The 11,485-nt window shown below is 62.8% G+C and carries 7 protein-coding genes and 1 pseudogene; 5 read left to right on the top strand and 3 right to left on the bottom strand.

Going from position 1 to position 11,485, the window contains the following annotated elements:
• The first annotated feature begins 97 nt into the window (after positions 1 to 97).
• Together AC0IW9_RS29325 and AC0IW9_RS29320 are read left to right on the top strand one after the other, a co-directional pair.
• Positions 98 to 1,228, top strand: coding sequence for a site-specific integrase (locus tag AC0IW9_RS29325; protein ID WP_471651846.1), 1,131 nt, complete (start codon positions 98 to 100; stop codon positions 1,226 to 1,228).
• A gap of 213 nt (positions 1,229 to 1,441) precedes the next feature.
• A complete protein-coding gene (locus tag AC0IW9_RS29320) occupies positions 1,442 to 2,080 on the top strand; it encodes an AAA family ATPase (RefSeq protein ID WP_471651845.1) in 639 nt (212 codons plus the stop codon).
• A gap of 1,187 nt (positions 2,081 to 3,267) precedes the next feature.
• Here the strand turns inward: AC0IW9_RS29320 and AC0IW9_RS29315 are convergent.
• A protein-coding gene (locus AC0IW9_RS29315; protein ID WP_471651847.1) for an IS5 family transposase occupies positions 3,268 to 4,058 on the bottom strand; the annotation gives its coding sequence in 2 pieces (ribosomal slippage) (positions 3,268 to 3,677 and positions 3,677 to 4,058; 792 coding nt in all).
• Positions 4,059 to 4,313: 255 nt separating this feature from the next.
• Here AC0IW9_RS29315 and AC0IW9_RS29310 point away from each other — a divergent pair.
• Positions 4,314 to 4,613, top strand: a complete 300-nt coding sequence (locus AC0IW9_RS29310) for a hypothetical protein (RefSeq protein WP_471651844.1) — start codon at positions 4,314 to 4,316, stop codon at positions 4,611 to 4,613.
• Positions 4,614 to 4,715: 102 nt separating this feature from the next.
• On the opposite strand, the pseudogene AC0IW9_RS29305 reads toward AC0IW9_RS29310, so the two are convergent.
• Together AC0IW9_RS29305 and AC0IW9_RS29300 are read right to left on the bottom strand one after the other, a co-directional pair.
• Positions 4,716 to 4,838 (bottom strand): annotated as a pseudogene (locus AC0IW9_RS29305) (hypothetical protein); the annotation flags it as partial.
• A gap of 1,047 nt (positions 4,839 to 5,885) precedes the next feature.
• Positions 5,886 to 6,785: a replication protein RepA gene (locus tag AC0IW9_RS29300; RefSeq protein ID WP_471651843.1), complete on the bottom strand. Its 900-nt coding sequence runs from the start codon at positions 6,783 to 6,785 to the stop codon at positions 5,886 to 5,888.
• Between the two features lie 975 nt (positions 6,786 to 7,760).
• On the opposite strand from AC0IW9_RS29300, the gene AC0IW9_RS29295 reads away from it, so the two are divergent.
• Positions 7,761 to 8,747, top strand: coding sequence for an AAA family ATPase (locus AC0IW9_RS29295; RefSeq protein ID WP_471651842.1), 987 nt, complete (start codon positions 7,761 to 7,763; stop codon positions 8,745 to 8,747).
• Between the two features lie 17 nt (positions 8,748 to 8,764).
• Positions 8,765 to 11,233, top strand: coding sequence for a S8 family peptidase (locus tag AC0IW9_RS29290; protein ID WP_471651841.1), 2,469 nt, complete (start codon positions 8,765 to 8,767; stop codon positions 11,231 to 11,233).
• Positions 11,234 to 11,485: the final 252 nt, after the last annotated feature.

Below are 11,485 nucleotides of genomic sequence, written 5' to 3'. Positions count from 1 at the left end.
CTCTTTCCGATCCAGACCGTATTTCGCTCCTTTCCACCCCCATTCCGTCCGCTAAACCGCATTTGCGGACACGACAGCGCGGCGCTAGCCTCACGCCATGCCCGATCCCAACGCCGAGCCCCCTGCCCTGCCCCAAAACCCCGCCACCGGCCCGGGCACCGTCACCCTCTCCACCAGCCTGCTCGGCGACCTCCAGGTGCCCGGCACGCCCGAGCAGGCCGCGACGCTGCAGGCACTCGCCGCCCGCGCCGCGGTCTATGCGACGCGGGCCCGCGGCGACGGCACCCGCCGCACCTACCGCTCCGCCTGGCGGGCCTACGAGGCCTGGTGCGCCAGCCTCGGCCGGCCGTCGCTCGCCGGCGACCCCGAGACCATCGCCATGTACGCGGTGCATGCCGCCGACCGCAGCCTCAGCCTCTCCAGCCTCCGCGTGGCGCTCGCGGCCATCCAGGCGGCCCACCGCCTCGCCGGCATCGCCCTCGACCTTCGCCACCCCCGCTTGGTGATGCTGCTCGAGGGCATCGCCCGCACCAAGGGCTCCCGCCCGGCCAAGCAGGCCACCGCCGCCGGACCCGAGGTCCTGCGACGGATGCTCGCCACCCGGCCGGGGCCGGAGACCCCGCTCGGCGCCCGCGACCGGGCGCTGCTGTTGCTGGGCTTTGCCGGGGCGCTGCGCCGCTCCGAGTTGGTCGGGCTGGCGCTCGGCGACGTGGAGGTGGTGCCGCAGCGCGGCCTCCGCCTGTTGATCCGCCGCTCGAAGACCGACCAGCGTGGTGCCGGCCAGGCCATCGCCCTCTCGGCCAACCCCAAGGAGCCCGGCCTCTGCCCGGCCCGGGCGCTCGAGGCCTGGCTGGGCTTTCGCCAGGGCGGCGGCGACCACACCGGGGGTGCCTCGGATGCGGCGCTGCCGGTCTTCGTCGGGCTGAGCAAGGCGGGCCGGCTCTCCAGCCTGGCCCTCTCCGACAAGGCGGTCTGGCGCCTGGTCAAGCAGGCCGCCCGCGACGCCGGCCTGGCCAACCCCGAGGGCTACTCCGGCCACTCGCTCCGCGCCGGCCTCGCCACCGCCGCCGGCGAGGCCGGCGCCGACCTCGCCGCCGTCATGCGCCAGACCCGGCACCGCTCGGCCGAGGTGGCGCTAGGCTACCTCCGGCCGGCCGAACTCTGGCGCAACAACGCCTCGCAGAAGGTCTGGGACAGCGCCCGGGAGAGGACAGACGACGAGGCCTGAGGCTGCGACGGGGAAGCCGACTGAGGTTAGGCCGGCTTGTCGATCAAGAAGTCATCACAGCTCCTGTTACGACGTTCTTTTTCAACCACTTCATGCCGCAAAACACCTAAGCTCGTCCTATTGCCATATGGCGATATTAAAGCGTGTCCCTAGCGCCGCATCACCATGTGCCGCTATGGTGCCGCGATCATGTGGCAATAGGGGCATAGCGTCATGGCGACCGTCATCTCTGTCATCTCGCAAAAGGGCGGCAGCGGTAAGACCACCCTCACCCAGTGCCTAGCGATCGAGGCGCTCCGTCAGGGTCTGGCCGCGGCAATCATCGACGCCGATCCCCAGAAGTCGGCAGCAGACTGGGGTGCCCAGCGGGAACAGGCCGGGATCGACGCCCCGGCCGTCATCACGCTTGGAACCGGCTCACTGCGGGCCGTAGTGAAGGAACTGCACGACCGGGGCGCGGGGTTCATCGTGATCGACACCCCGCCCCACTCGGCCCCGGCCATCAATGCCGCCCTCGAGGTCTCGACTGGCGCGGCGATGGTGACGCGGCCCAACCCGATGGACATCCGGGCGCTGGAAGCAACCTGGGCCATTGTGGATCGCATGAAAAAGCCAAGCGCCACCATCTTTACTCAAACGCCGCCGGGCAACCGGGCCAAGGCGCTGGCGCTGGCACTGGGTCGGCTAAAGGAACTGGGCATTCCGCACTGCCCAACCCCCCTTACCTACACGCTGGGCTATCCGTATGCGCAGGCCGAGGCACTGGCGATCCAAGAGCGCGAGCCGACCAGCAAGGCACGCGCTGAGATCGCCGAAGTGTGGGCTTGGCTGAAGCGCAAGACCATTGTTTGATAGTGCCGCATTGCCATATGACGCTGTGATAGCATGACGTTAAGATGATACGTACATGGTGCGCACGACGAACAATGAGGCGGAGGCCCGCCCGATCGGAGAGGTCCGCGACCAGCTCATCGCGGCAATAGGTACAGGGGGGTTCCCGGTTGGCCCTGATCCTCCGCATGGATGAAGTGGTGATCGGCACCCCTTCGCGGTAACGCCAATGGCTGCGACTTCCCCACGATTTCGGCTGCGTTCGGCTGGTACCGGACGGTGGTCAGGAGACAGAGGCTCGACTTCCTGGACATCAAGCTGATCGACCGGGCCTAAGCGCAGGCAATAGCGCCATATGGCAGTATCGTCTTCACCTCTGCCAGTCACCCCTATCGTCATATCATCACATTGCCATATGATGCCGTGGAAATTTGGAGATGTGACAACATGGCAAAAGCACCACCTGTTAGCTATGGCGGAGGCGTCAAGCTAACGCCCCAGCCGCCCACGGAGCCGGTAGCCGCTCCGGCGGTTCCGTCAGCGCCATCGGCGGCCTTGGCACAGACCGGGGCAGGTGAGGGGGGTTACGTCGGACGGCGCCGCCCTATGGAAAGCAAGTCCGATCCGACCATCCTCTACTTGCATCCTGAGGGAAAATACGAACTCAAGCGGTTCGCTCTTGCCCTTGGTCCCAAGGTGAAGGTTCATGACCTGCTGATGGAGGCTATCGAGGAGTGGGCGCAGCGTAAGGGTATCGCCGCACCGATGCGGGTCCCATCCGAACGGGCCCGCCGAGGGCAATAGCTCTATATCTCACCTTTGCCATATGGCGATATTGGCGTATTGCCATAATCTGGAACGGGCCCGGCAATCGCTATATTGCTTGGCCATGCGATTAGGGTCGCCATCGTAAGGAATTACTCGACAGCAGCCACAGGTAAGGGTGCGGAAAGAAGACGAGCCGGACGGCTGCCGTGAAAAAGGCTACCTCCTACGCTATGCCAGCAGAGAAGCCGAGGGTACGGGTAGCCACGGCGAAGAAAGCTGCAGCGACGAGGCCGAACCGCACTGCCGAGGCTTTGAAGGAGTTTCGCCGTGAAACCCGCTCCCTTTCCGAGAGGGCAGATCGGTTGCTCGAACGCCTCAGTGTCCATCTGGGATCATGTGGTTTTCTGGCAAAGTCTTCGGAGCATGAGGCGGACGGATGCCTAGCGGAGGAAGGTGAGCGCGTTGCGGTTTAGGCACTCCCAGTCCTTGGCCAGTCGGCGGCAGCAGTTAAGCCAGGCGATTGAGCGCTCGACGATCCAGCGCTTCGGCAGCACGACGAAGCGGTGCCGGTCGGAGCGTTTGACGATCTCGAGGTTGATCTGGCTGCAGGTTGCGCACAGCCCATCCTGGAGTTTGGCGCCCTGGTACCCACTGTCGGCGTAAAGCTTCAGTAGGAGAGGGTAGAGCCCGAACAGCGAACCCATCAACAGCACGCCGCCATCGCGGTCCTGGATGTCGGCGGCGTGGAGGATGGCCTGCATCAGCAGCCCTTGGGGGTCGACCAAGACGTGCCGCTTCTTGCCTTTAATTTTCTTACCAGCGTCGTAGTCCGACGGGTCGATGCAGGCCTCCCTTTTTCCGCGCCCTTCACGCTCCTTCTGTCGATGGTCGCGGCCGTCGGGCTGGCCTCGCGCCCGGCCCCCTCGCGGAACAGAACGTAGAGCGCGTGGTGGATGCGATCCAGCGTGCGGTCCTCGTCCCAACGTCGCAGGTAGTCATTCACCGTGCTGCGTGGCGGCAGGTCCTTCGGCAGCGCCGCCCACTGGCAGCCGGTGGACAGGATGTACATCACCCCATTCAGCACCGCACGCGTGTCGATCGTCCGCTTGTTGCTGCCACGCTTCGCCAGCGGGATCAGGGGGCCGATGATCGACCATTCCTCGTCGGTCACATTACTCGGGTAGCGCAGCTTGCTGCGGTCGTATTTCGGCCGGTTCTTGGGCGTCCATATGGACACCCTTCTTCCCGCACCCGCCACCAGGGGCCAATCACAACCGACTCAGATGATTCACTCTGTTCCCGGACGGACACTCAGCTAGCCTGTGGCTAAGACTCCTACGAGCGAGATCCTGAACGCCATCCAGGCGGTTAGGGAGGTGAAGGACGTCGTCGCCAAGCAGTTCGCGGCGTTTGAGAAGCTGGTCACCCGGCTCGAACAGATCGAGAAGCGGCTGAAAGTTTTGGAAGACGGGGCAGGGAAGGGGGCATGACCGACCGTCCTGGCGACCTTTGGCCGTCGGACGTCCATACTATCGGCATTGAAGACTTCGAACGATTGGGGCTCAACGCTAATGACGAGCTATTTTGGTACAGGAAGCGGGTCGAGATCCGGCGTGCTCTAGTCCTAACCACTTCTCAGCATCTCGGCGCAGTCATCGTTACAATCTGCGCGATCCTTGGCGGCATTGGGGCGCTGGTGAGCGGCGTGAATGACGGGGCGGAGTTCTTCTGCGCCCGCGAGATCACCTTGCTGAGCTGCCCGGCACCTGCCCCACATCAGAACTGACGACGACTCCCAAACCACCCGGCACATAATGCCATATGGCGCTATCGCCAAATCACTATGACACTTTGGCTGTCTCCAATCGTGGGAGTAGCGATTACTCTTACCATGATTGCATGGTCCGCAGAGGACTTGCATTTTGGACGGATCAAGGGCCAGGCGAGGGTGCGTGCGGCGCGGCCTGACATGGTCGACGTTCAACACCACTGCGTCGTGCGCCGTCCTTCCGCAGAGCCGGCACCGCCTGCCTCAGCGCCGCTGCACGTCATAGTGGGCCCGCCGCCGCTTCGGGGTGGCGACGAAAGCCGAAGACGCGATGAACTCAGCTGACCAGCCATAGGGGGGGAGGGGCCTTTAGCCAACGCCGCCCGCTGCGGCAATCTCGCCAAGAGTACGAAACAGCAGGGAAGGGCGAAGACGACTCATGGCGATAATGACGTATTAGCATATCGCCTTATTGCCATATGGCAATATAGCTTTATCAGTTCTCACAGCAATACTTCGGCCGACGGTCCGGTAACGCCACGCTATTGTTTGCCCTGCGGAGGAACGTCGGGATCTGCGCCAGGATAAGGTTCGCCTCTTCGCGGCGCTTCCGGCGCTCATACGGGCAATCCGGGCACCGTCGGCCCGTTTTGTGCCAATGGTCGCAGTCGCAACGTGTGTCCTCGATTGTATCTGGCATCAGCCTTCCCCTGAATGAGGCAGGGGCTAGTTTCTGGCCTACAGGCCGACGAGCGTTGCCGGGCTCTCGCTGGCCAGCTTTGCCCGCCGGACATACCCTCGCATAGTGCGAACGTCCTTGTGGCGGCTGTGCTCCATGATCGCTTCGTCGTAGGCACCGGTCTTGTAGACCTCAGTAATGAACCCGGCCCACAGCCCGTGCACTAAAAGACGTTCGAACGCGCCCGCCTTCAGCCGAGCAAGCTTTAGCAGACGTCCCGGTGCGGCGGACGGCACTCGAGATCGACCGGGGCGGCAGGTGGAGGGATGGGGGACAGAGACGTCCCGCCGGTGGCGAGGAGTGCGCTAACCAAGATCATAGCCGTATCGGTAGGACGAGACACAATACGGTTGAGCTCTCGCCGAACCGCCGCCAAGGTCCGCTCAATACCGGCGACGTAGCCGTTTTCGATGCCAGCTGTGAGCTAACCGGTACTGTAACGGGAATGGGCTGCCCGCCAAGCCGCATCGAGGTCGGCGGACAGGTGCGTGAGGAGAATCTATGGAGGAGGGCGGAACCAGACTCCAATTCCGGTGTGGAGTCTCTTTCCTCTACAGCTTCGGGATGGCAGGCCTTGAGGGCATTAGGGTGATGCCCCGCTCGCTGATCGACACGCGGGCGTCGGGATAGGCCGCCATTGCGAGATCGAGGCATTCGATGAAGTGCGCCCTGAACTTGCGCAGGAGCTGGAAGCCCGCCCCGAACTGGGCATGAAGCGCGACCCAGCTTACATCGATGTCACGCGTCAGGGCATGGAGCCGGTAGGCCAGCCAGATGTAGACGTCGATAACCATGGAGCGCGGGCCGATTGCCTTCAGGGCATTTTCGCTTAACGGCACGGGATGCTCGCGCAATGCCCTGTAGAATTCCTCGTTCAGGACTACGCGGTCCTGCCAAAGTGACGGCTGGTCCGACGAAACGCCTGTCATGGAGATGCTGCCGTCGACGAAGCCGCCGTGGCGCATCAGTTCCCTGCCGCCACGATCCGCGTAGAACTGCAGGCGGCAGTTGGAGATGCGCTTTGCTTGCTCCGCCACCATCCGGTAGGTCGTGCCGCCGATCGAGAGCCCCATTGTCCCGAGCCAGACCCGCATAGACCGACCCAGCTCGATTTCGCGGGAGCCGGTTCGGATGGCTTCGCTCTGGAGGAATAGCAGAATGAAGCGGGCATAGGATCCATATGGCACCCCAACTGCCTTCCCGGCTCGGTCGTAACCCGATTCTAGTAGTAGGGTGATGTTGTGCCCCTCGCGGCGCCATACTGGCTCGGCTAAAGGCTTGTGCGGCAGCGAGGTAAGGGCAAAACCGGAGTAGGTAAAGCCAATCTTCTCAGCGTCTTCAGTAAGCACTTGGTACGCTGCTTCGACGATCTGGCGCTCGCGCTTCGTCACGGCTTGTTCTCTCGCCCGGTCGATGCCTTCCCGAACGATCAGCTGATGCACTTGCGCCATGAACCGGACCCTGCCGGGTTTTCGTCCACCAATGCAAGTTGGAGTCTACGTGCGCAAGCTATTTGAGAGAAACTAGTCTTAAGCTATTAGAGTGTGGAACCAGACTCCACGGGAAAAGCCCGATTCCCGGAACCACCCTCCACGCAATCCGGAACTAGACTCCACGGGAAAATCGCTGATCCCTGTGGATAAATGCGCCATAAAGCCGGCTTAGCCACCCCGTTTAGCGACTCGTGAAGCCATCCGTTGAAGCGGGCGTGGACTCTGGTTCCGCCCTATCCCCTCCCATGCCGGTGACCGTGACTGTGGTTATGCTGCTCGCGGACCTTGGCGGCCCAGCGTCCTGGCTTGGGAGTAGCAGACGCATGCGGTTGTCGGGCGCTGTAATGCGACTGACGTATATCTAGCCTGTATGGCAAGGGCGGCTCACCAACACCGGCATGCCGGCCCCAGCGTTTCGGCCGATGCTTCACAACGTGAAGTCATTCTACCGAGGAACACCGCGATGGCCGTCACCGTAACGATGGCGGCCTCTATGCCACGTCTGGGGGCACGACCTCATTTAAGATAAATTTCAGTATGTCGCCGGCCGTCGAGAGGGGAGCGCACTCCGTATTCAGCCACGCTTCACCGACTTAAACATCCGTTTGGCGGTCTATGACAGAAAGCCGGTGGCTTTGCTCAAGCCCGAAAGAGGAGGCGGTCAAGGCCAGGACGCGCCAACACAGTCGCGCATGCACGCACGATCCAAGCCCACAAGACGGAGCAGAACGTGATGCTACCGATAGTACCTCGAGCCTGGAGACAACCACAGCGACACCAGACCCTGAGCGGCGAACGGACGAGGTCGCAAAATGCCTCAAAACGGACATTTGGAAGGCTGAGGGAAAGTCGGATTATGACTATTAGCGGAACGGCCGCATTCGGGATAGCTTATCTTACTGGGAACACGGGTCCCTATTCGTAACGGAAGAGATGACAACAGCGCGCCACATCCTCAGCCTGCTGAGAAGCCACATCGAGGGCGATGAGGATCGATTCCTGTCCGCCGCGATGCAACTCGCGGCGCATGAAGCGCGGCAGGGACACGGCAAGCTTGCGGAGGAACTGAAGAACCTCGTGGACGCCGCGAAGACGCGAGGCTCAAGCTTTGAGCAACGCCGAAATCCGGTTCCAATGGCGCAGCCCAAGGGTGAACTGGCCTCGCTACTGAGCGCTCGCTACCCGACCGAGCGGCTAACAGACATGGTATTTCCGAAAGCTCTGCAAGAGCGGCTGGAGCGTGTATTGCTCGAACAGCGGCAGCAGGAGCGGCTTAGGGAGCATGGGCTCCGCCCACGACGCAAGCTTCTGCTGGTAGGTCCGCCAGGCACAGGCAAGACGATGACAGCGGCTGCGCTCGCGGGCGAGTTGAAGGTGCCTTTGTTCACGGTTGTGCTGGACGAGCTTATCACCAAATTTATGGGCGAGACGGCGAGCAAGCTTCGTCTGGTCTTCGAAGCCATGGCCGGCACCCGGGGCGTCTACTTCTTCGACGAGTTCGACGCGATCGGCGCGCGTAGGGGCGAACGCCAAGACGTTGGTGAAATCCGACGCGTACTCAACTCATTTCTTCAGTTTTTGGAGCAGGATGACAGCCAAGGTCTCATCATTGCCGCCACCAACCATCCCGAGCTCCTCGACAAAGCTTTGTTCCGCCGTTTCGACGACGTGATTGAATACACGAACCCTGATGCTTGGCTAATCGAACAGTTGCTCCGCGCTCGCCTGGGCACCTTCGATACGGGGGGGGTGCAATGGTCCGTAGCCGCCGACGCGGCAGTCGAACTTTCGCAGGCCGAGGTGGCGCGTGCTGCTGACGACGCCGCCAAAACTACGATTCTGGCAGGGGTTAAGCGGGTTACGTCGCAGGCGCTGATTGGCGCTATCGAGGAACGCCGAAGAGCGTCACTCGGCGGTTAGAGGGTGGCGACTGACTAATGGCGGGTGAGTTTCCGCGGGATCGCCCGCATTTCTTCATCAGTGGCGGCGGCACAATCGAGCCTTATCGTCGTCCGAATCAGGCGATGAATGCACCGGCTTTGCCGGTGCGGGACCGGGCTGCGCATGCAGCGGCGTTGGAAGCGGCGATTGGAACAGCGCTTGACGCGGCGCGTCGCCAACTTGCTGAGCGAGACGCGGGCCTCGCGTCGGGGACGCCGGGCTTCTACCTCGAAGTGGTGGTGCCCGCAGGCGAGCGGGCAGTCATCGACCAGCTTGCGGATCGGCGAAGACACATGGAGGTCGTGGCCGTCCGCGAGGCTGCCGGCCAGCCGATCACGGTGTCGGTTTTCGTTCCTACGCAGGCCGAGGCGTATTACCTCGGCAAGGTCCGGGCTTATCGTGACACGGATACGGGCTCGGGCCGACCTCGGAACGAGCCACTCGTCAGCCGGATGGAAACGGTGCGGCTCGCCAGCGCGCGCTCACTATTCACTGACGCGGACCGGCTCTTTCCCGAAGATCCACAGGAGCGAGTTTGGTGGGAAGTGTGGCTGCGGGACGGCCGGCGAGAAACCTTCGAGCGGCTGGCCAACGCCCTCAACTTCGGCCTAAAAGCTCATGCGGTGAAGTTCCCGGAACGGGAAGTTGTACTGGCGCTCGCCGACACGGCCTCGCTAGACCGTCTCGTCGCGCATAGCGACGTGATCGCAGAACTGCGTCGAGGCAAGGATACTCCGGCCTTCTTTCTTGGGCTTGGTGGCGCGGAGCAACGCGCCTGGAGCGACGAAGTTTTGGAGCGGCTGGTGCCTCCCTACGTGCATGCGTCGGTGGCGGTCTGCTTGCTGGACAGCGGTGTGCGGCGAACCCATCCGCTAATCGAGCCTGCACTCAAGCTCGACGATCGGCACACAATCAACCCAATCTGGGGCTCGGACGACACGCCGGCCTGGAACGGACATGGGACCCGAATGGCGGGTGTCGCACTCTATGGGGATCTCGTGCCGGTCCTCGCCGGTAGCGATCCAGTGGTGCTTCCGTTCCGACTAGAGAGCGTCCGCATCTTGCCGCCTGCTGAGCAGGCGAACGATCCTGAGCTTTACGGCGCAATCACCGGTGAAGCGATCGCTAGAGCCGAGGTCCAAGCACCGTGGCGCAAGCGGGTCGTGGTCTGCGCGATTACAAGTACCACGATCTCCCAGGGCCGTCCGTCCTCGTGGTCGGCGGCGGTCGATCAGCTCTGCTTCGAAGAACCTGACCGACGTCTCATCATCCTATCGGCCGGCAACATCGCGGTCGACCTAACGCCCGGCGATCACCTCGTTCGGAACGATCTCGAGTCTGTGGATGATCCGGCCCAGGCCTGGAATGCGCTGACCGTCGGCGCATTCACGGAGAAGGTCGACATCGTCGATCCGACGTTCACCGGCTGGCAGCCGATTGCGCCAGCGGGCGAGCTATCGCCGCGCAGCCGGACCTCTGTCACTTGGGGTACTCAGTGGCCGGTCAAGCCGGATGTCGTTTTCGAGGGCGGCAACCTCGCCCACGACGGCCGCCAGCCTGGGAAGGACATCGACGATCTTCAACTGCTGACCACATACTTTCGGCCCGATCGGCGGCATTTCACGACCTTAAGCGATACAAGCGCAGCGGCGGCTCTTGCCGCCAACATGGCGGGGTTGATCCTCGCCGAGCGGCCTCAGCTCTGGCCGGAAACAGTACGCGGCCTCATCGTCCACTCGGCCGAGTGGACGAACCCAATGTGGGCGCAGATCCATGCTTGCGGGGGGCGCAAGAGACAGATCCACGCACTACTTCGGCGATACGGCTACGGCGTTCCTGATCTTGGCAGAGCGCTTAAGTCCGCGCGCAACGACCTGACGTTGTTGATTGAGGACGAACTGCAGCCATTCCAGCGGCAGGACGGCGGGACGCCAAAGACGCGCGACATGAAGTTGCACAGCCTGCCCTGGCCACGGTCAGAGCTGGCGGCGCTTGGCGCAGCTCAAGTTGAACTCCGGGCGACGTTGTCTTATTTCGTCGAGCCGAACCCAGGCGAGCGGGGCTGGACGCGCCGCCACCGCTACGCGTCTCACGGGCTGCGCTTCCGTATTAAGTCGGCGACTGAGTCCCTGAACGAGTTTAGGGCGAGGATCAATCAGGCGGCTCGGGAAGAGGAAGAGGGCGCGGCCGCAGGCGTGGGCGGTGGCGAAGAATGGCTGCTGGGCACTGCCCGCGACGTCGGGTCAATTCACTCCGATCTGTGGTGGGGCACGGCCGCTGATTTGGCTGCCCGCGATGCAATTGGTGTTTATCCGGTTGGAGGATGGTGGAAGGAGAAGCCGTTCCTTGAACGAGTTAACACGCCGGCGCGCTACTCGCTCCTCGTGACCATTCGGGTACCGGACACTGAAGTCGACATCTACACTCCTGTTGAGGTGCAGATCGCTATCCCGATCGAGGTCTGACGAGGGACTCGCTGAGAACCCTGAAGTGGACATCGTCGACCACCAGCCGCAAAGGCTCGCGGGCGACCATCAGAACAGCGCATCCTCGTCCGGATCAGGCCGGGTCTGCAGCCCTACGGCCGGTTCCTCCTTATCCTCGTCGGGCCCGTACCAACTCGAGGTGTCGACCTCGCGTCGTAACCGTCAGCTGTTTCCCGCCTTGAGATGATGGCTGGTTTTGGCCGATGTCGTGGGCATGACAGACGACACCAA

It is taken from the genome of Belnapia sp. AC561, from assembly GCF_979252845.1.
This window is presented reverse-complemented; position numbering and strand designations above follow the sequence as displayed.

Coding starts and splice junctions, on each gene's coding strand:
- AC0IW9_RS29325 (WP_471651846.1), top strand. CDS start 98: ATGCCCGATCCCAACGCCGAGCCCCCTGCCCTGCCCCAAAACCCCGCC.
- AC0IW9_RS29320 (WP_471651845.1), top strand. CDS start 1,442: ATGGCGACCGTCATCTCTGTCATCTCGCAAAAGGGCGGCAGCGGTAAG.
- AC0IW9_RS29310 (WP_471651844.1), top strand. CDS start 4,314: ATGACCGACCGTCCTGGCGACCTTTGGCCGTCGGACGTCCATACTATC.
- AC0IW9_RS29300 (WP_471651843.1), bottom strand. CDS start 6,785: ATGGCGCAAGTGCATCAGCTGATCGTTCGGGAAGGCATCGACCGGGCG.
- AC0IW9_RS29295 (WP_471651842.1), top strand. CDS start 7,761: ATGACAACAGCGCGCCACATCCTCAGCCTGCTGAGAAGCCACATCGAG.
- AC0IW9_RS29290 (WP_471651841.1), top strand. CDS start 8,765: ATGGCGGGTGAGTTTCCGCGGGATCGCCCGCATTTCTTCATCAGTGGC.